Below are 18633 nucleotides of genomic sequence, written 5' to 3'. Positions count from 1 at the left end.
GCTTCCGGGCAAAACCATACCAAGGGACGGCGCCGCAAGGCGCCGTCCCTTAATCTTTCTGAGCGGGTAGGGGGGCATCCTGCCGCACGAGGGGGGGCAATACGGCGGCCGCGCCGGATTCGTCCCTAATGACGCTTTGCATCGTGCCCGTCGTTACAATATGCTCAATTTTTGCGTCCAGCGCCTTTAGGGATCACACATGCGGTGTCCATTTTGCGGCAATGCCGAAACGCAGGTCGTCGACAGCCGGGTCTCCGAAGAGGGCGACGCCATTCGCCGTCGCCGCCGTTGCCTGTCCTGTGACAAGCGGTTCACCACCTATGAACGGGTGGAGCTCGCCATGCCTTCGATCGTCAAGCGCAATGGCAGCCGCAGCGAATACGATCCGGTCAAGCTGCGCGCCAGCCTGAGCCTGGCCCTGCGCAAGCGCCCCGTCAGCACGGAGGACGTGGATGCGGCCGTCGCGCGCATCGAGGAACAACTGCTGGCCAGCGGCCAGCGCGAAGTGCCGTCCGAACACATCGGCGAACTGGTCATGAACGAACTGCGCAAGCTCGACAAAGTGGCCTACGTGCGCTTTGCCTCGGTCTACAAGAGCTTCGAGGACATCGGCGAGTTCGTCGAGGCGATCCGCGAGATGCAGGGGCCGCTGCTGCCCGGCAAGCTGCGCAAGGACTAGCGCCGCACGGCGCGGCCTGACCGATCATGAACGGCGCCTGGGGCGCCGTTCATTGCATTGGCGTCCGGCGCAGGGCATCTCCAGGCGTGAACTCCCCCCGCATCAGGCTTGGCGTCAGGGGCTGAAACTTGCGCCATACCCGGCGCATGTGTTGCGCCGACCCGAATCCGGACTTTTCCGCCACGCGCTCCAGGTCCAGCCGGGTGTCGCGCAACAAGTCGCGCGCCAGCGCCACGCGGATCTGATACAGGTAGTCCATCGGCGTGCAGCCGGCGTGTTCACGAAAGAGGCGCGTCAGATGGCGGGCGCTGGTGTGCGCCTGATCTGCCAACGATTGGGCCGACCAGGGCGCAGCCGGATCGCGGATGACGGCATCCTGGACCCGGTGCACGCCAGGGTGCATATGGCTGCGATGGTCCAGCCAGGGCGACAACGCGGAATCCGAGCCCACCCGGCGCTGGTAGACGACCATGTCGCGCGCCGCCTCGCTGGCCGCGCGCGGGCCGCAATGGCGCGACACCATGTGCAATGCCAGATCGATCCCGGCCGTGATGCCCGCGCTGCTGACCAGGTTACCGTCCTCGACGAAGATGCGGTTGTCCAGCACGCGGGCAGTGGGATCCAACGCGGCAAGCTGTTCCAGACAGGTGTGATGCGTGGTGCACTCGCGCTGCCGCGTCAGGCCGGCCGCGGCCGCGAACAGCGCGCCCGCGCAGACCGTCATCAACGTGAAGCCGTCGGCCGGATGGCGAACCGCCAGCCAGTCGACGATGGCGCGCGCATCGTCGTCTTCCAGGCGCGTGTGTTTGCCCACCACGCCCGAGATGATGACCAGCGCATTGCGGGGCACGGCAGCCGGCAGCGGTTGCACGTGCGCCAGGTGCAGGCCCGGAATGCCGCTTTCGACGTCGCGGGAAGGGCCGCAGAAATGCTGCGCGAACGTGCCCGGACACAGCTTGTTGGCCACGCGGAAGGCTTCCGCCGGACCCGCGAGGTCCAGCAGGACGATGCCCCGCGGCACGACGAAATACACCGGGATCATCTGCGCCTCCCGCCGGACGCTACGCGGCCAGCGCGTCGGCCGCGCGCACGATGCGGGCAAAGCGGCCCTGCAGGACCAGCTCGGTCCGGTCGCGGATCTCGGCCGGCGTGTAGTTCCTGCCGGACGGGCTTTGCATGGCAAAGGTCAGCGTGGCGTCGGTGGGAAACACCACCTTGAAGCCGGCGTCGCTGGCATGGCGCGACGTCGTTTCGCAGCATTGTTCCGTGCGGATGCCGACCACGATGATGCCTTCGATGCCGTGTTTGAGCAGCCAATCGTGCAACGAGGCGCCGTGCTCGTCCTTGGCGTACAGCGACGAATGCACTGTCTTATGAAATACCGCCGTGGGAGAAATTCGCAATTCCTTGAGCGTCCTGACGTGGCCGGAGGCGAGCGAAAACGGATTGGCAGGGTCGTCGGCGGGGCTGGTGTGGAATACCTGCAAGACCGGCATGTCCTTCGCGGCGGCGGCGTCGATCAGCGGCTGGATCTGCGAAATGAACGCCGGATACTCCGATTCGTCCCAAAACGGACGTTGGCGAAAGGATTCCTGGACGTCGATGACGATAAGTGCCTGTTTCATTTCCGGGCCTCCTGGCCATGGATTCGTGGGGGTGACGCCATTTTTACTCCCGATTGGCCGGATCCGCGAGCGCGTTCCAAGACGGCCGGCGGCCCAAAACGGACATGGCGGGGTGGCAGCCGGAAAGCGCCCGGGCCGCGCGGCAGATTCGTGCGCGGCGGACATACAATCCTCGGCATGGACATTACCCGCGACTCCGACGATCTCTTCTGGATGCGACGCGCCCTGGCGCTGGCGCACACCGTTATGTTCACCACCGCACCCAACCCTCGGGTCGGCTGCGTGATCGTGCGTGACGGCCGCGTGCTGGGCGAAGGCGCGACGCAGCCGCCGGGCGGCCCGCACGCGGAAATCTGCGCGCTGCGCGATGCGCAAGCGCGCGGCGAGACGGTCGTCGGTTCCACGCTGTACGTCACGCTGGAACCGTGCAGCCACTTCGGCCGCACGCCGCCATGCGTCGATGCGGTGCTGGCGGCGCGGCCGGCGCGCGTGGTGGTCGCCATGGGTGATCCGAATCCGCTCGTCAACGGGCAGGGGCTGGCGCGGCTGCGCGAAGCGGGCATCGCGGTGACGACCGGCGTCTGCCGCGAAGAAGCGCTGGCGGTGAACGCCGGCTTCATTTCGCGTATGAGCCGCGGCCTGCCGTGGGTGTGGATGAAGATGGCGGCGTCGCTGGACGGCCGCAGTGCGCTCCATAACGGCATGTCGCAATGGATCACCGGACCGGAAGCGCGGGCCGACGGACACCGCTGGCGGGCGCGCAGCTGCGTCGTGCTGACCGGCATGGGCACCGTGCTCAAGGACGATCCGCAGCTGAACGTGCGCGACGTCGATACGCCGCGCCAGCCGCGCAAGGCCGTCGTGGACGGCCAATTCCAGATCCCGGAGACCGCGCGGCTGTTCGATGGCGCAGAGGTCATCGTGTTCACCGCGCGCGAAGATGCCGCGAAGGCAGCGCGCCTGGCGGACAAGAATGCGCGCGTGGTGTGCTTGCCGGGCACGGAACCTGGCCGCGTCGATCTGCCTGCCATGATGCGCTGGATGGCCGAGCAGCAGTTCAACGAGGTTCACGTCGAGGCAGGCGCGGGCCTGAGCGGTGCGCTGGTGTCAGCCGGCTGCGTCGACGAACTGCTGTTGTATCTTGCGCCGGTGCTGCTGGGCGACGCGGCGGGCATGGTGCGCTTGCCGATGCTCGAACACCTGGACGCCGCGCGGCGCTACGAATTTACCGATATCGCGCGCGTGGGCGCCGATCTGTCTGTGCGCGCGCGCGTGGCAGGCACGTGGCGGCATTTGATGGAAAGCGTGGCGTTGCCCACGTTGTCGTAACGGATTTGCTGTTAGCACTCCGCGCGTTCGGCTGCCAATCGTTTGAAAGCCGCGCACAGCTTGCGTCTGCACGATTCACCCTATCGATGCGTGCGGATCGGCATACGCGATGGGCGCGCACCACACCGTGCACCACACCGCGCACGAAGGCGTTTCGCGTGATTACGCGAGCAAATATTCGCGCAAAATGAATTGCCACAAAAGAGTCACGGGCTTAGCATAAGCAGCATGACTTGGCGCTACGCGCTCACGGACCACCCGCACAGCCGCTGCGCGCCCTCGTCACCACGGATTCCCGTGCCGCGAATCGGCGCAGTTCAACACCGACCGGCACGCCACTGAACGAAGTCGCCCAGCGCCGTTCAGCCCGTTCGCTGCGATCGCATGGCGAACGCTCCGGGTTTATCCCGGGCCAACAAGAATCCATCGGATATCGCTCATTCCGTCGTTTCGTTGCCGACCATTTCATGTGCGGTTGCGTCAGGCACGCTATATGCGGGTCTATGCTCGAGACGACGAGTTAACTTGCTCACGTTAGTTGCAATCCCTGACGGAACTAGTGCGAAAGGGGTGCAGCCTAAACACAAAGGGTCCGATCGTGCTTATGGTTGATGTGTGGCGAAAGCAACATAACAACTTGCCGAAAACGCCAACAGCGAAGTTGTTTAGTAATTCGCAGGCGCTGATGCACAATGGGCATGTAGGGACGTATTGAATTTTTCGCGTGTTGTATGTAGGAGGTTTCCGTGCAAAACATCGTCGAAGGCTTCAAGTCGCAGTATGCAAGAGAGCAGGAATCAGAGCTCTCGCTCGAGGAGTATCTGAGCCTCGCCAAGCGCGATCCCATGGCCTACGCCAGCCCCGCTGAGCGCATGCTGGCCGCGATTGGCGACCCTGAAATCGTGGATACGCGCAACGACCCACGTCTTTCCCGTTTGTTTTCCAACCGGACCATCCGGCGCTATCCCGCGTTCCAGGAGTTCTACGGCATGGAGGACGTGATCGGACAGATCGTCGCGTTCTTCAAACACGCCGCGCAGGGGCTGGAAGAGCGCAAGCAAATCCTCTATCTGCTGGGACCGGTGGGCGGCGGCAAGTCGTCCATCGCCGAACGGCTCAAGGCGCTGATGGAAAGTTTTCCCATCTACGCGTTGAAGGGATCGCCGGTGAACGAATCGCCGCTCGGGCTGTTCCATCCGGAACGATTCGGCGACATGCTCGAAAAGGAATACGGCATCCCCAAGCGTTACCTGACCGGCATCATGTCGCCGTGGGCAGTCAAGCGCCTGAAGGAGTTCGACGGCGACATCTCGAAGTTCCGTGTCGTGCGCCTGAACCCGTCGGTGTTGCGGCAGATCGCCATTGCCAAGACCGAACCGGGCGACGAAAACAACCAGGACATTTCGTCGCTGGTGGGCAAGGTTGATATCCGCAAGCTCGACCGCCATTCGCAGGACGACCCGGACGCGTACAGCTATTCCGGCGGTCTGTGCCTGGCGAACCAGGGGCTGCTCGAGTTCGTGGAAATGTTCAAGGCCCCGATCAAGATGCTGCATCCGCTGTTGACGGCTACCCAGGAAGGCAACTTCAAGGGCACGGAAGGCTTCTCGGCCATCCCGTTCAACGGCACGATCCTGGCCCACTCGAACGAATCGGAATGGCAGACCTTCCGCAACAACAAGCACAACGAGGCGTTCCTTGACCGTATCTATATCGTCAAGGTGCCTTATTGCCTGCAGGTGTCCGAAGAGGTCCGCATCTACGAAAAACTGCTGCATCACAGCTCGCTGTCCGAAGCGCCGTGCGCGCCCGGAACGCTGGACATGATGGCGCAGTTCTCGGTGCTGACACGCCTGAAGGAACCCGAGAATTCCAGCATCTATTCCAAGCTGCGGGTCTACGACGGCGAAAGCCTGAAGGACGTCGATCCCAAAGCCAAGGCGCTGCAGGAATACAAGGACTACGCGGGCACGGATGAAGGCATGACCGGCGTCTCCACGCGTTTCGCGTACAAGATCCTGTCCAGCGTCTTCAACTACGACCAGACCGAAGTGGCCGCCAATCCGGTGCACCTGATGTACGTGCTGGAGCAGCGCATCGGCCGCGAAGACTATCCCGACGAAATCCGCCGGCGCTATCTCGAGTTCATCAAGGGCTTCCTGGCGCCGCGTTACGCGGAGTTCATCGGCAAGGAGATTCAGACCGCTTACCTGGAGTCCTACTCCGAATACGGCCAGAACATCTTCGACCGTTACGTCACGTTTGCCGACTGCTGGATCCAGGACGAGGAGTTCCGCGATCCTGAAACCGGCGAAAGCTTCGACCGCAGCGCGTTGAACGATGAGCTGGAAAAGATCGAGAAGCCCGCAGGCATTGCCAATCCCAAGGACTTCCGTAACGAGATCGTGAACTTCGTGCTGCGGGCGCGCGCCAACAACAGCGGCCGCAATCCGAACTGGACCAGCTATGAAAAGCTGCGCGAAGTAATCGAGAAAAAGATGTTCTCGAACACGGAAGACCTGCTGCCGGTGATTTCGTTCAACGCCAAGGCCTCGGCCGAGGACAAGACGAAACACCAGAGCTTCGTCGACCGGATGGTGGAGAAGGGCTACACGGAAAAGCAGGTCAGGCTGCTGTGCGAGTGGTATCTCCGTGTGAGGAAGTCTTCCTGAGCGAGGTGAATCATGAATTCACTGATCGATCGCCGTCTTAACGGTCGCAACAAGAGCGCCGTTAACCGGGAACGCTTTCTGCGGCGTTACAAGGATCAGATCCGCAAGGCGGTACACGGGATGATCCGTGACCGCTCGATCCAGGACATGGATCAAGGCGGTGAGATCAACCTGCCCGCCCGCGATATTTCCGAGCCGACATTCCGGCACGGCGCGGGCGGCGACCGCGAAATGGTGCATCCGGGCAACCGCGAATTCGCCAAGGGCGACACCTTCGACCGGCCGCAGGGCGGGCAGGGCGAGGGCGGCTCCGAGCCAGGTGAAGGTGAGTCGGTGGACCAGTTCACCTTCAGCCTGTCGCGTGCTGAATTCCTGAACCTCTTTTTCGAGGATCTGGAACTGCCGCACCTGGCGCGCAACCAGCTTGGCGAAGTCAGCCAGAAGAAGTGGCAGCGCGCCGGCTACACCACCACCGGCTCGCCCAGCACGCTGAGCATCAGCCGCACGCTGAAGTCATCGCTGGCACGTCGGGTGTCGCTGGGCGTGAAGGCGCGCGCCGACCTGCGCGATGCCGAGGACGCGCTGGAAGAGGCCAAGGCTGCCGGCGTGTCGCAGGCCCGAATCCGCGAGCTGGAACAGGAGGTCGAGGATTGCCGCGAGCGTCTGGCGCGCGTGCCGTTCCTGGACGACCTGGATCTGCGCTATCGCAACCGCGTGTCGGTCGCCATCCCCATGGCGCGCGCCGTCATGTTCTGCCTGATGGACGTGTCCGGCTCGATGGACGAGGGCAAGAAGGATCTGGCCAAGCGCTTCTTCACGCTGCTCTACCTGTTCCTGTCGCGCAAGTACGAGCACGTCGATCTGGTGTTCATCCGCCACACCGACAACGCCGAGGAAGTGGACGAGCACACGTTCTTCTACGACCCCAAGAGCGGCGGCACGATCGTGTTGTCGGCATTGGAGCTGATGCGCGAGATCCTTGAAAAGCGCTATCCGCCGTCCGCGTGGAACGTCTACGCGGCGCAGGCCAGCGACGGCGACTCGTTTGGCGCCGATGCGGGCAAGAGCGCGCGATTCCTGGCCGAGCATCTGCTGCCTTCGTCGCGCTACTTTGCCTACATCGAAATCCCCGACTCGCAGGAAGCCCGCAAGAGCAGTCTGTGGGCCGAGTATGAACAGAAACTGGAACCGCACTTCGTCATGCGGCGCATTTGCGACCGCGGGGAAATCTTTCCCGTGTTCCACGACCTGTTCAAGAAGGAGACCGCATGAACGCCAACATGGGTGCGCTCGTGGAGCCGGGATCGGACGGCGGTGTCCGGCCGATCTCGCAGGGTTCCGAATGGACGTTCGAACTGATCCAGACCTATGACGACGCGATCTCGCAGATTGCGCGCGAATATGGCTTGGACACCTATCCGAACCAGATCGAGGTCATCACCTCGGAACAGATGCTGGACGCGTACGCGTCGGCGGGCTTGCCCATTGGCTACCCGCATTGGTCGTACGGCAAGGAATTCATCCGCAACGAGCAGTACTACCGACGCGGCATGCAGGGGCTGGCGTACGAAATCGTCATCAATTCCAACCCGTGCATTTCTTACCTCATGGAAGAGAATTCCATGCCGATGCAGGCGCTGGTGATCGCGCATGCCTGCTACGGGCACAATTCCTTCTTCAAGGGCAACTATCTCTTCCGGCAATGGACAGACGCCGACGGCGTGCTGGACTACCTGGTGTTCGCGCGCAAGTACGTGATGGCGTGCGAAGACCGCTACGGCATCGACGCCGTGGAGTCGCTGCTGGACTCGTGCCATGCGCTGTCGCATCACGGCGTCGACCGCTACAAGCGCCCGACGCCGGTCTCCTTCAAGGAAGAGGCCACCCGCCAGGCCGAGCGCGAGGAACACGCGCGCCTGCAGTACAACGACCTGTGGCGCACGCTGCCGCGCATCGAAGCGGACAAGGACACGCGCGTCGCGGCGTCCGTGTTTCCGCCCGAGCCCGAGGAGAACCTGCTGTACTTCATCGAGAAGTACTCGCCCAAGCTGGCCCCGTGGCAGAAGGAGCTGGTGCGCATCGTCCGCAAGGTCGCGCAGTATTTCTATCCGCAGACCCAGACCAAGGTCATGAACGAAGGCTGGGCCACGTTCTGGCACTACACCATCCTGAACCGCCTGCACGAGAAGGGCCTGGTGAACGACGGCTTCATGATGGAGTTCCTGCAAAGCCACACCAACGTCGTCAGCCAGCGCGGCTTTGACGAGCGCGGCTATGGCGGCATCAACCCGTACGCACTGGGCTTTGCAATGATGTCGGACATCCGCCGCATCTGCGAAGCGCCCACGCCCGAAGACCGCCGCTGGTTCCCCGACATCGCGGGCGGCGACTGGTTGAAGACGTTGGACTTCGCCATGCGCAACTTCAAGGACGAGTCCTACATCTCGCAGTATCTGTCCCCGCGCCTGATCCGCGAATTCCGCTTCTTCGCGATCTCGGACCACCAAGCCAACCCCAAACTGGAAGTGGCCGCGATCCACGACGACGAGGGCTACCGCGACATCCGGCGCCTGCTCGCCGCGCAGCACAATCGCGACAACCTGGTGCCCGACATCCAGGTCGTCCGCTTCAACCGCGACACCGACCGCTCGCTGGTGCTGCGCCACTTGAAGAGCCGCGGCCGGCCGCTGGCCGGTGAAGATGCCGAACAGGTCATGAAGCATCTGGCACGTCTATGGGGATTCCGCGTCCGGCTGGAAGAAACCGAACCGGACGGCACGATCAGCTCCTACCGGGAGCAGGACCCGCCCGCGTCGAAGTAATGGCGCCGGCAGGGGAAGGGACGCGCGTAGTGCGTCCCTTTTTGTTTGCCCGCTTGCTGTGCTGTTGCCGATTCTGCTAGAATCGCGGATTCGCATTTTCAGCAGCGTCTTTCATCAGCACCGAAAGGCCCCTGGAAGTGCAGTAGGACAGGTGGCCGAGTGGTTGAAGGCGCACGCCTGGAAAGCGTGTATACGTCAAAAGCGTATCGGGGGTTCGAATCCCCCTCTGTCCGCCAAGAATACTGGCAAGGCCGCCAAGCCCCCAAAAAGCGGCCAAGCCAAAAAAGGCCCCGATCTCCCAGAGACCGGGGCCTTTTGCATTTCCGGGAATCGTTACGGTACGCTCGTGCCATGACTTTCGACCTGCCGATTCGATCATCCGCGCCTCGCCTGGATCTCTACAGCCTGCAGGTCTTTGTGGCCGTGGTCGAAGAGGGCAGCATTGCCGCGGCCGCCGCGCGTGAGCACATTGCGCCCTCGGCGCTGAGCAAGCGGCTGTCGGAGCTGGAGCGCATCCTGGATGTGGTGCTGATCACGCGGCATGCTCGAGGGGTGGCGGCGACGGGCGCTGGCCACGCGTTGGCGCGGCATGCGCGGGCGCTGCTGCATCAGGCGCGCGGCCTCACGGACGAGATCCGCGATTTTTCATCGGGCGTGCGCGGGCATGTGCGCATCGCGGCCAACCTGTCTTCCATCACGCAGTTCCTGCCGCAGGATCTGCGGCGCTTTCTGACGCTGCACCCCGGCGTGCAGATCGATCTGGAGGAGAACGTCAGTTCCGCGGTGACGCGAGCGGTGCAGCAGAACATGAGCGATATCGGTATCTATACCCAGACCGACGACGACAGCGGGCTGCAGAGTTTTCCGTACCGGCGCGATGTGATGACGCTGCTGGCCAACCGGTCTCATCCGCTGGCTGCGCGGGAGCGCGTGGCGTTTGCCGACACGCTGGAATATGACCACGTCGGCATGCACCGGGGCAGCGCGGCGAACTACCTGTTCACGCGCGAGGCGGCAGCCATCAATCGGACGGTGCGGCTGCGGTTCCAGGTCACGTCATACGATGCGCTGGTATCGATGGTGCGCTGCGAGCTGGGTATCGGCATCGTGCCCGTGGAGGCGCTGTCCCTCTTCGATTGCGGCGATCTACGGATTATCCCTTTGACGGACGCGTGGGCGCGTCGCCAGCTCAAGTTGTGCGTGCGCAGCAATGAGCCCCTGTCCGGCGCTGCCCGGTTGCTGATGGAACACCTGCTGCAAGAGGCCGCCGCCTCTGGCAATTGAGGCAGGTCTTTCGGGATTCGGATCCGTATGTTGCGTAGCAAAATCCGGACGGCCAACGCAGGCGCCGCCGCGCGCAGCCATCGCGAATGGCGATGCCCCGCTGAAGAATCGCGATTTGTGCCACGCCGGCGGACCTCGGAAGATGGCTCATCAAGCCCATGTACCGCCCGCCGCGCGGGCGCGAGGAGAGAGAGACGTGAGCCTTCCAAGCCGAGTGCAGATCGTGGAGGTGGGACTGCGGGACGGACTGCAAAGCGAGTCCGAGTTTGTGCCCACCGAGACCAAGGCTGCCATCCTGAATGAACTGATTGCCGCCGGCGTGCGGCACATCGAGGCGACCTCGTTCGTGTCGCCCCGTGCCGTGCCGCAGATGCGCGACGCCGCGGAGTTGCTGGCGCTGGCGGACAAGCGGCCGGGCGTGGTGTTGAGCGCGCTGGCGCCGAACCCGCGCGGCGTTGAACGTGCGCTGGCATCGCGTGCCGATGAAGTCGTGGTGTTCCTGTCGGCCAGCGAAAGCCACAACAGAAAGAACCTGAACCGGTCCGTGGAGCAATCGCTACGCGACATCGAGGATGTGGCGGCGCTGTTGCAGGAACATCCCATGCGGCGCAAGGGCGCCATCGCGGTCGCCTTCGGTTGTCCGTTTGAAGGCGATGTCGATATCGCCTCGTTGAAGACCATCGTGGCCGAGTTTGCCCGCCTGGATTTCGACGCCGTCACGCTCGGCGACACGACGGGCATGGCGACGCCGCGGCTGGTGCGCAAGACGGTGGACGCGCTGCGCGCCGCTTTTCCGGCCATGGACTTTTCGCTGCATTTTCACAACACGCGCGGCCTCGGGCTGGTGAATGTGGTCGAGGGGCTGCATGCCGGCATCACATCCTTTGAATCGTCGCTGGGCGGCTTGGGCGGCTGTCCTTTCGCGCCCGGGGCGACGGGAAATGTCTGCACCGAGGACACGGTCAACCTGCTGCACGAGATGGACATCGAGACGGGCATCGACCTGGCGGCGCTGATCCAGGCGTCGCGGCATCTTGAGCAGGTGATGAAGCGCCGGTTGTCAGGACAGGTGATGAAGGCCGGGCCGCGTCTTGCCTTGCACGATTACGACGGCGCCGTGGCCGCCGTCGGCTGATTTCCGCAACCCTGGATTCAAAAGAACCCATGCCTTTATCCGGATTCCGCATTCTGGACCTGACCCGCATCATCTCGGGTCCGTTCTGCACCTCTCTGCTTGCCGACATGGGCGCAGAGGTCATCAAGATCGAGACGCCGGGCGAAGGCGACCCGGTGCGCGCCCAGGGCGTGATACGCGACGGCCTGAGCTGGTACTTCGCCAACTACAACCGCAACAAGAAATCTGTCACGCTCGACCTTTACAGCGAGGAAGGCAAGGCCGTGCTGCGGCGCCTCATCGCCGAATGCGATGTCATCGTCGAGAACTACCGGCCGGGCGTAATGCAGAAGATGGGGCTGGGCGACGAGGCGCTCAAGGCGCTCAAGCCCGACATCATTCATTGCAGCATCAACGGCTTTGGTACGACGGGGCCTTATCGCGACCGGCCGGCATTCGATTTCATCGCGCAGGCGATGAGCGGGTTCATGAGCCTGAATGGCGCGGAAAGTCAGCCGCCCATGCGCGCGGGCCCCCCCATCAGCGATCTGGTGGCCGGCATGAATGGCGCGCTCGGCATCGTGGCGGCACTGCTGCGGCGCGAGCGCACCGGGCAGGGTGACAGCGTCAGCGTGAGCCTCCTGGGCAGCATGATCGGCCTCTTGAGCTTTCAGGCGTCGAACTATTTTGCCGACGGCCGGCTGCCTGCGCGCACGGGCAACGATCACGGCATCGCGTCGCCCTACGGGCTGTTCGAGACGGCCGACGGGCAGGTCGCAATCGCGCCCAGCAACGACGCCGTCTATCACAAGCTGCTGGACGCGTTGGAGCTATCGGAACTGCGCGCCGATCCCCGTTTTGCGACGAACGCCGATCGCATGCGCAATCGTGGTGCCATCACCGAGGCCATCCAGACGCGCACGCGTCAGCACACCAGCGCCCACTGGATCGAACGCCTGAACCGGTTCGGCGTGCCGTGCGGTCAGGTGCTGAACCTGCAGGAAGTGTTCGAGGATCCTCAGGTGCAGGACCAGCGCATGGCCATCGACGTGCCGCATGGCGGCCACGGCGATGTGCGGATGCTGGGCTTCCCGATCAAGTTTGCGCAGGCCGAAGCCCGGCCCGTGCAAGCCGCGCCCGCGCTGGGCGCCGATACTCGCGATGTCCTGCTGCGATTCGGATTCGCGCAGGAGGACATCCGCGGTTTGCAGGAACGCGGCGTCATCTGAATGCGCCGCGGCAGGACCACCAAGGCGACACAGCCTGCCCATAAAGCAATAACGACGGAGACAAACGACATGCTACGCAACCTTCTGCTTTCAGCTTGCGTGCTGGGCGTCGCGGCAGGCGCCCACGCCCAGGAGTCCTACCCGAATCAACCCATCCGCATCATCGTGCCGTTCACGCCAGGCGGCGGCACGGACTTCCTGTCGCGCACAGTGAGCGCCAAGCTGGGCGAGACGACCAAATGGAACGTGGTGGCCGAGAACCGGCCGGGCGCAGGCGGCACCATCGGCATCGGCGCGGCCGCGCGGGCCAAGCCGGACGGCTATGAGATCGTCATGGGGCAGGTCGACAACCTGGCGGTGGCGCCTTCCATCTACAGCAAGCTCTCCTACGACCCGATCAAGGACTTTGCGCCGATTGGCATCGTGGGCGAAGCGCCCCTGGTCATCGTGGCCGGAAAATCCAGTCCCTACCAGACCTTGCAGGCGCTGATCGAAGCGGCCCGCAAGGCGCCGGGAGCCGTCAACTACGGGTCGCCGGGCGCCGGCACCATCACGCACCTGGCTGCCGAACTGCTCCAGCAGCGCGCGGACGTCAAGCTGGTCCATGTGCCGTACAAGGGGTCGGGGCCCGCCATGGCGGATCTGCTGGGCGGGCAGGTGCCGGTGATCTTCACGTCCATCCCGTCGGCGGCGCCGCAGCTCAAGGCCGGCAGCGCGGTCGCGCTGGCCGTTACCTCGCCGCAGCGCAGCCCGGCGCTGCCCGACGTGCCGACCGTGGCGGAACTGGGTTATCCCGGCTTTGACGTACGGGTCTGGTATGGCTTGCTGGCGCCCGCCAAGACGCCCAAACCCGTCATCCAGACGCTGAACACGGAGCTCAACAAGGTGCTGGCATTGCCGGCGATGCAGGAGGCCTTGGCGGCTCAGGGCGCGCAGGCCATGCCCACGACGCCGGAACAGTTCGCGGAGACCATCAAGCAGGACTACCAGAAGTGGAAGCCTGTGATCGAGGGTGCGAAGGTGAAGCTGGACTGAGGGGATCGCCGGCTTTGCGCCGGCGATCCCGATGCGCGGAACACCGTGCGCGTCACGTCTTGGGCGTGTCGTACGACGTATCCAGCACGTCGTCTTCCGGCGTGATGACGCCCGGTTCTCCGGGTTCCGCAATGGCGCGGCCACGCCGCGGCATGCCGGCGACGACGTTGCTTTCATCCGGCATGGGTAGGGTTTCGGTACCCTTGCGCGGGTCTGTCGGGGGCTTTTGTTCGTCCGCACCCTTGGACGCAGTGGTGGGATCAGGGGTGGTTTTCAGCATGGCGATTGCTCCGACTGCGCGCGAGGCCAGGATGGCGCCGCGCCTGGACATGGATCCATCTTAGAACCCCCATCCCGGTGAGGCAGCGTTCTGGATGTCACGATTGCAAGGGGCTGTTGCAGGACGAGGCCATCAAAACTTGCCACACTGCGTCCTTATAATCTCGAGCTTCGCGCCGCCATTTTCCGCCGACCGCCCATTCTCGATATCCCCACGCCCACCTTGACCGAATCCGTCGAACGCTCCGTCCATGCTGAACTCGTTGCCGTGCTGGTTGCGGTGACCAACGGCGAGCCGCGGGTGCTGACGACGGACGATGCCAGGGCGTTGCCGGCCGGGCCGTTCGAGTTGTCGCACCGGTCGCTGCAGGCCGGCCTGCGCGATTGGGTCGAGGCGCAGACGCATCATCCGTTGGGGTATGTCGAGCAGCTGTATACCTTTGCGGACGGCGATCGCTCGGATGAGTCCGGCGGGCGGGTCATCTCGGTCAGCTACCTGGGCCTCACGCGCGAAGCGGGCGAGACGGGCGTTGCGCAAGTCGGCTGGCAGGACTGGTATCGCTACTTTCCGTGGGAAGACCGCCGCGCGGGCACGCCGGCGCTCGTCGAGGATGTGATCGTGCCGCGGCTCACCGCGTGGTGCGAAGGCAGCGCGGACGCATCGGTCCGCGCGCGCCGCCAGCAGCGCGCGGCGATCACCTTTGGACTGGATGGCGCAGCGTGGAATGAGGACATGGTGCTGCAGCGCTACGAACTGTTGTTCGAAGCCGGGCTGGTGCCCGAGGCGGTGCGGCGCACCGGCGAAACCGCGGTGGTGCCCGGACAGCCGATGCGCCACGACCACCGGCGCATCCTGGCCACCGGCATTGCGAGGCTGCGCGCCAAGATCAAGTACCGCCCGGTGGTGTTTGAACTGATGCCGGACGAGTTCACGCTGTTGCAGCTGCAGATGGCGGTCGAGGCGCTGGCGGGGCGTGGGTTGCACAAGCAGAACTTCCGCCGCTTCATCGAACAGCAGGATCTGGTCGAAGAGACCGGCGCCATGGCGACCGGCACCGCCGGCCGGCCCGCCAAACTGTTCCGGTTCCGGCGCGACGTGCTGTTGGAGCGGGCCATTGCAGGCAGCAAGCTGCCGGTGTCGCGCGTCGTTTGATGCTTGACAAGGCTTATACTCATAATTAGCATAAGTGGTGCGCAATTCTTGCGCGCCTTTTTTTACGATACAAATACTCAAAATGAGCATTAAAGCCGCAAAGCCCCTCGCAGCCGATCGCCTTCCCGTTCCGCCGCTGCCGGACGTCATGCTGGAGCCGCTCGTGCGGGCGGCGTTGTTGGAGGACCTGGGCCGCGCTGGCGACCTGACGACCGACGCCATCGTGCCGGCCGATGCCACGGCCGAAACGCGGCTCGTGGCGCGGCAGGAGGGCGTGCTGGCGGGATTGGATCTGGCCCGGCTGGCGTTCCGCACGATGGACCCGAACCTGGCATTCACGGTGTCGCGCCGCGATGGCAGCGATCTCGAGCCCGGGATGGAGATCGCGCGCATCCAGGGCAATGCGCGCGCGATGCTTAGCGCGGAGCGGGTGGCGCTCAATTTTCTGTGTCACCTGAGCGGCGTGGCGACAGCCACGGCGTCGATCGCCCGGGCCATCTCGGATTTCGGCGCGCGTGTCACCTGCACGCGCAAGACCATGCCGGGGTTGCGGGCGGTGCAAAAGTACGCGGTGCGCGTGGGCGGCGGCAGCAATCACCGTCATGGGCTGGACGACGCGGTGCTCATCAAGGACAACCACATTGCGCTGGCCGGCAGCGTGGCGACGGCCGTCGAACGGGCGCGCGCCGGCGTGGGCCACATGGTGAAGATCGAGCTGGAAGTGGACACGCTGGAGCAGCTTGAAGTGGCGCTGTCGCTGGGCGTGGACGTGGTGCTGCTGGACAACATGAGCCTGGATGACCTGCGTCGCGCCGTCGCGATGGCGCGGGGCCGGGCGATTACGGAAGCCTCGGGCCGGATCACGCCCGAAACCGCGGCGGCCGTGGCCGCTACCGGCGTGGACCAGATCGCCGTGGGGTGGCTGACGCACAGCGCCAAGGTGCTGGACATTGGTCTGGACGCCTGACTTTTCATTGGTCCCGAACATGAAACGCCTGCTGCTCTCGTCTCTTACGCTTGTTGCTCTGTCGCTGACGGCCTGCGGTAATCCGCCCTCGGGCGAGGCGCCGGGCGATGCGTCGTATCCGTCGCATCCCATCACGATCGTCGTGACGTTCCCGCCCGGCGGCGGGACCGATCTGCTTGCACGCCGCATCGGCGCCAGTCTGCAGGAGTCGTTGGGGCAGCCGGTGGTGGTGGAGAATCGGCCGGGCGCCAGCGGCAACATCGGTGCCCGGATCGTGGCCGAGTCGCCGCCGGACGGCTACACGCTGCTGATGGTGAACAGCTCGTTTGCGATCAACCCGGGCGTCTATCGCAATCTGGGCTTCTCGCCGAACCGGGATTTTTCGGCGGTCATCAATGTGGCTTTCGTGCCCTCGGTGTTTGTCGTGCCGGCGGCGTCGCCTTTGCGCAATCTTGATGACGTGATCTTGGCCGCCCTGCCGGACAAGCCGCTGGCGTTTGCGACGTGCGGCAACGGCACACCGCAGCATCTGGCGGGCGAGATGCTGTCGCGCAAGACGGGTGCGGTGATGCAGCAGGTGCCGTACAAGGGATGTGGCCCGGCGCTGACCGATGTGATGGCGGGGCAGGTGGGCGTGGGGGTGGTGACGGCTTCCAGCGCGGCGCCGTTGATCGCCGCGGGCAAGCTGCGCGCGCTGGCCGTGACGTCGCCCGCGCGGTCACCGCTCATGCCCACTGTGCCGACGGTGGCCGAGCAGGGCGTGTCAGGCTATGCGCTGGATCAGTGGCACGGGCTGTTGACCCCGGCGGCGACGCCGCCGGCAGTGGTCGACAAGCTGAATGCGGCGGTGGGGAAGATCGTGCGGCGGCCGGATGTGCAGGCCGCACTGCGTGAGCAGGGCTTTACGCCTGCCAGCAGCTCGCCGCAAGAGTTTCAGCAGATGATCGGCGCGGACATCGACCGCTATACCGCGCTGACCGAGGCGATCGGATTGCGGGCGGATTGAACGGCAAAGCGGCCGATCCGGCGCGTGATGCGCGGAATCGGCCGCGGAGGGGGCTGAAACTACGGTTGCAGCGTCAGCCGCTGCTATCAGACAGCCGCTTTGGCGTGCTGCTCCAATTGCTCCTTCAGGCCCGGTTCCAGCTTGAGCTGACGCGCCAGCTCATCCAGGTACGCGCGCTCCATGTAGCTTTCCTGGTCCACGACGAGCAGGCTGGCCAGGTACATTTCCGCCGCCATTTCGGGCGTCTTGGCCGACTGGGCAATGACGCTGGGATCCAGCGGACGGGACAGCTCGGCTTCCAGCCAGCGGCGGTCCTGGGCGTCGGATGACAGCTTGGCCAGTTCCGTTTCCAGCAGGGTTTTTTCCTCGGGACCGATGTGGCCGTCGGCCTTGGCCGCGCCGATCATGGCGGTGAGGACGGCGTTGCTGTGCTGTTCGGCCTCGGGGGCGGGCAGGCGGTCCAGCGTCTGGGGCGGGGCAGTGGGCGCGCCCGCCTGCTTGCGCTGCCAGTCGCCGTAGGCGCGATAGGCCAATGCGCCCAGCGCGGCCATGCCGCCGTACATGGCGACCTTGCCGCCGATCTTGCGGGCCTTCTTGCTGCCCATCAAGAGGCCTAGGGCGCCTGCGCCCAGGGCGCCGCCGCCCAAGCCGGAAAGCAGGGACGATCCCTTGCCGCCGGTGGCGTTCTGCACGCGGTTCGTCGTGTCGGAAAGCAGCCCTTGTCCGGACTGCAACAGTTGATCAAGTAATTGCCGGGCGCTCATGCGGCCTCCTGTAAAACGATCGGTCAGGGATATCGGACCGTGGCCGTCGCAGGAAGTTCAGCTAACCGTCAGGCGGTTGATCCGGCCCCGGAAGGCTGCGGCAAGTGCTACAACCGTCCTTGTCGCCGGCCGACCGGCCGCCCCATGCACAGGCGCAGCCAGATCATCCAAGGCTGTCCCTGGTAGTCCCAACACAGGAGAACCGAACCATGAGCATCCGCGTGCGCCAGAATGCGCCCCAGTCCCTGCAATTCACCGCCACGGCCGAAGGCCACGACCTGCCGCTGGACATGCCCAAGCCGCAAGGCGAGGGGCCGGATCCGCACGATTACTTCGATACCGCGCTGGGCGGATGCAAGGCGATGACGCTGATGGTCTACGCGCAGCGCAAGGGCCTGCCGCTGGAATCGGTGGGGGTGGAAGTGGTGCGCGATGCCAGCGAGGAACGCCGTGGCATCTACCGCCTGACCGCCAAGCTGACGCTGCACGGCGAGTTGTCCGATGCGCAGATCGACGAATTGCTGACCGTGGCCGAGAAGTGCCCGATCCACAAGCTGATGACGGCGGTGGACGTGCAGGTGTCCACGCTGATCGTGCGGCCGGACTGAGAAACCGGAAATCTGAGAAGGGGCCGGAGAAACCGGCCCCGTTCGACAAGGCGGGGCGCCAGGCCCC

At 64.6% G+C, this 18633-nt stretch carries 17 protein-coding genes and 1 tRNA gene; 14 read left to right on the top strand and 4 right to left on the bottom strand.

The genetic code is table 11. The features are described 5' to 3' along the window. Positions 1 to 199 precede the first annotated feature (199 nt). On the top strand, positions 200 to 679 hold the full coding sequence (gene nrdR, locus HV681_RS24015; RefSeq protein ID WP_056327845.1) for a transcriptional regulator NrdR: 480 nt from the start codon (positions 200 to 202) through the stop codon (positions 677 to 679). 49 nt (positions 680 to 728) lie between these two features. On the opposite strand, the gene HV681_RS24010 is transcribed toward nrdR, so the two are convergent. Together HV681_RS24010 and HV681_RS24005 are read right to left on the bottom strand one after the other, a co-directional pair. Continuing rightward, complete coding sequence (locus tag HV681_RS24010; protein ID WP_175125460.1) at positions 729 to 1721, bottom strand: GlxA family transcriptional regulator; 993 nt, start codon at positions 1719 to 1721, stop codon at positions 729 to 731. A gap of 19 nt (positions 1722 to 1740) precedes the next feature. Continuing rightward, on the bottom strand, positions 1741 to 2304 hold the full coding sequence (locus tag HV681_RS24005; RefSeq protein WP_175125459.1) for a cysteine hydrolase family protein: 564 nt from the start codon (positions 2302 to 2304) through the stop codon (positions 1741 to 1743). A gap of 213 nt (positions 2305 to 2517) precedes the next feature. Here HV681_RS24005 and ribD point away from each other — a divergent pair, with 213 nt between their 5' ends. The 9 genes from ribD (at position 2518) to HV681_RS23960 (ending at position 13789) form a co-directional block, all read left to right on the top strand. Continuing rightward, on the top strand, positions 2518 to 3633 hold the full coding sequence (gene ribD / locus HV681_RS24000; RefSeq protein WP_414632017.1) for a bifunctional diaminohydroxyphosphoribosylaminopyrimidine deaminase/5-amino-6-(5-phosphoribosylamino)uracil reductase RibD: 1116 nt from the start codon (positions 2518 to 2520) through the stop codon (positions 3631 to 3633). Between the two features lie 755 nt (positions 3634 to 4388). After that, positions 4389 to 6305, top strand: coding sequence for a PrkA family serine protein kinase (locus tag HV681_RS23995; RefSeq protein ID WP_437340401.1), 1917 nt, complete (start codon positions 4389 to 4391; stop codon positions 6303 to 6305). Positions 6306 to 6317: 12 nt separating this feature from the next. Continuing rightward, positions 6318 to 7577: a YeaH/YhbH family protein gene (locus tag HV681_RS23990; protein WP_175125456.1), complete on the top strand. Its 1260-nt coding sequence runs from the start codon at positions 6318 to 6320 to the stop codon at positions 7575 to 7577. Next, positions 7574 to 9127: a SpoVR family protein gene (locus HV681_RS23985; protein ID WP_175125455.1), complete on the top strand. Its 1554-nt coding sequence runs from the start codon at positions 7574 to 7576 to the stop codon at positions 9125 to 9127. Before HV681_RS23990 ends, HV681_RS23985 begins: the two co-directional genes overlap by 4 nt. A gap of 145 nt (positions 9128 to 9272) precedes the next feature. After that, positions 9273 to 9363, top strand: a tRNA-Ser gene (locus tag HV681_RS23980). A gap of 115 nt (positions 9364 to 9478) precedes the next feature. Beyond that, complete coding sequence (locus HV681_RS23975; protein WP_175125454.1) at positions 9479 to 10411, top strand: LysR substrate-binding domain-containing protein; 933 nt, start codon at positions 9479 to 9481, stop codon at positions 10409 to 10411. Positions 10412 to 10607: 196 nt separating this feature from the next. Next, positions 10608 to 11546 (top strand): hydroxymethylglutaryl-CoA lyase, encoded by a 939-nt coding sequence (locus HV681_RS23970; RefSeq protein ID WP_217467868.1) that lies wholly within the window; start codon positions 10608 to 10610, stop codon positions 11544 to 11546. A 29-nt stretch (positions 11547 to 11575) separates the two neighbouring features. Continuing rightward, positions 11576 to 12754 carry a CaiB/BaiF CoA transferase family protein gene (locus HV681_RS23965; protein WP_175125442.1) on the top strand — a complete coding sequence of 393 codons (1179 nt, stop codon included), beginning with the start codon at positions 11576 to 11578 and terminating at the stop codon, positions 12752 to 12754. Positions 12755 to 12823: 69 nt separating this feature from the next. Further along, positions 12824 to 13789: a Bug family tripartite tricarboxylate transporter substrate binding protein gene (locus tag HV681_RS23960; RefSeq protein ID WP_175125439.1), complete on the top strand. Its 966-nt coding sequence runs from the start codon at positions 12824 to 12826 to the stop codon at positions 13787 to 13789. 52 nt (positions 13790 to 13841) lie between these two features. Here HV681_RS23960 and HV681_RS23955 read toward each other — a convergent pair whose 3' ends face one another. Further along, positions 13842 to 14069, bottom strand: a complete 228-nt coding sequence (locus HV681_RS23955) for a hypothetical protein (RefSeq protein WP_175125437.1) — start codon at positions 14067 to 14069, stop codon at positions 13842 to 13844. A 222-nt stretch (positions 14070 to 14291) separates the two neighbouring features. Here HV681_RS23955 and HV681_RS23950 point away from each other — a divergent pair, with 222 nt between their 5' ends. The 3 genes from HV681_RS23950 to HV681_RS23940 all read left to right on the top strand — a co-directional run bounded on the left by HV681_RS23950 (position 14292) and on the right by HV681_RS23940 (position 17194). Next, the gene (locus HV681_RS23950; protein WP_175125435.1) at positions 14292 to 15221 is read left to right on the top strand and encodes an NUDIX hydrolase; all 930 of its coding nucleotides are present in this window, start codon (positions 14292 to 14294) and stop codon (positions 15219 to 15221) included. 82 nt (positions 15222 to 15303) lie between these two features. Then, the gene (gene nadC, locus HV681_RS23945; protein ID WP_175125433.1) at positions 15304 to 16188 is read left to right on the top strand and encodes a carboxylating nicotinate-nucleotide diphosphorylase; all 885 of its coding nucleotides are present in this window, start codon (positions 15304 to 15306) and stop codon (positions 16186 to 16188) included. A 19-nt stretch (positions 16189 to 16207) separates the two neighbouring features. Continuing rightward, on the top strand, positions 16208 to 17194 hold the full coding sequence (locus tag HV681_RS23940; RefSeq protein WP_175125431.1) for a tripartite tricarboxylate transporter substrate binding protein: 987 nt from the start codon (positions 16208 to 16210) through the stop codon (positions 17192 to 17194). An 86-nt stretch (positions 17195 to 17280) separates the two neighbouring features. On the opposite strand, the gene HV681_RS23935 is transcribed toward HV681_RS23940, so the two are convergent. Beyond that, on the bottom strand, positions 17281 to 17958 hold the full coding sequence (locus tag HV681_RS23935) for a tellurite resistance TerB family protein (protein WP_175125429.1): 678 nt from the start codon (positions 17956 to 17958) through the stop codon (positions 17281 to 17283). A 209-nt stretch (positions 17959 to 18167) separates the two neighbouring features. On the opposite strand from HV681_RS23935, the gene HV681_RS23930 reads away from it, so the two are divergent. Continuing rightward, complete coding sequence (locus HV681_RS23930; RefSeq protein WP_175125427.1) at positions 18168 to 18566, top strand: OsmC family protein; 399 nt, start codon at positions 18168 to 18170, stop codon at positions 18564 to 18566. Positions 18567 to 18633 lie beyond the last annotated feature (67 nt).

Source organism: Achromobacter animicus, from assembly GCF_902859585.1.
In the GTDB taxonomy this organism is placed as follows: Bacteria; Pseudomonadota; Gammaproteobacteria; order Burkholderiales; family Burkholderiaceae_B; genus Achromobacter; species Achromobacter animicus.
This window is presented reverse-complemented; position numbering and strand designations above follow the sequence as displayed.

Excerpts from the sequence above, each read along its gene's own strand:
- HV681_RS23955 (WP_175125437.1), bottom strand. The coding sequence starts at position 14,069 with ATGCTGAAAACCACCCCTGATCCCACCACTGCGTCCAAGGGTGCGGAC.
- HV681_RS23940 (WP_175125431.1), top strand. The coding sequence starts at position 16,208 with ATGAAACGCCTGCTGCTCTCGTCTCTTACGCTTGTTGCTCTGTCGCTG.
- HV681_RS23965 (WP_175125442.1), top strand. The coding sequence starts at position 11,576 with ATGCCTTTATCCGGATTCCGCATTCTGGACCTGACCCGCATCATCTCG.
- nadC (WP_175125433.1), top strand. The coding sequence starts at position 15,304 with ATGAGCATTAAAGCCGCAAAGCCCCTCGCAGCCGATCGCCTTCCCGTT.
- nrdR (WP_056327845.1), top strand. The coding sequence starts at position 200 with ATGCGGTGTCCATTTTGCGGCAATGCCGAAACGCAGGTCGTCGACAGC.
- HV681_RS23930 (WP_175125427.1), top strand. The coding sequence starts at position 18,168 with ATGAGCATCCGCGTGCGCCAGAATGCGCCCCAGTCCCTGCAATTCACC.
- HV681_RS23935 (WP_175125429.1), bottom strand. The coding sequence starts at position 17,958 with ATGAGCGCCCGGCAATTACTTGATCAACTGTTGCAGTCCGGACAAGGG.
- HV681_RS23960 (WP_175125439.1), top strand. The coding sequence starts at position 12,824 with ATGCTACGCAACCTTCTGCTTTCAGCTTGCGTGCTGGGCGTCGCGGCA.
- HV681_RS23975 (WP_175125454.1), top strand. The coding sequence starts at position 9,479 with ATGACTTTCGACCTGCCGATTCGATCATCCGCGCCTCGCCTGGATCTC.
- HV681_RS24005 (WP_175125459.1), bottom strand. The coding sequence starts at position 2,304 with ATGAAACAGGCACTTATCGTCATCGACGTCCAGGAATCCTTTCGCCAA.
- HV681_RS23985 (WP_175125455.1), top strand. The coding sequence starts at position 7,574 with ATGAACGCCAACATGGGTGCGCTCGTGGAGCCGGGATCGGACGGCGGT.
- HV681_RS23990 (WP_175125456.1), top strand. The coding sequence starts at position 6,318 with ATGAATTCACTGATCGATCGCCGTCTTAACGGTCGCAACAAGAGCGCC.
- ribD (WP_414632017.1), top strand. The coding sequence starts at position 2,518 with ATGCGACGCGCCCTGGCGCTGGCGCACACCGTTATGTTCACCACCGCA.
- HV681_RS24010 (WP_175125460.1), bottom strand. The coding sequence starts at position 1,721 with ATGATCCCGGTGTATTTCGTCGTGCCGCGGGGCATCGTCCTGCTGGAC.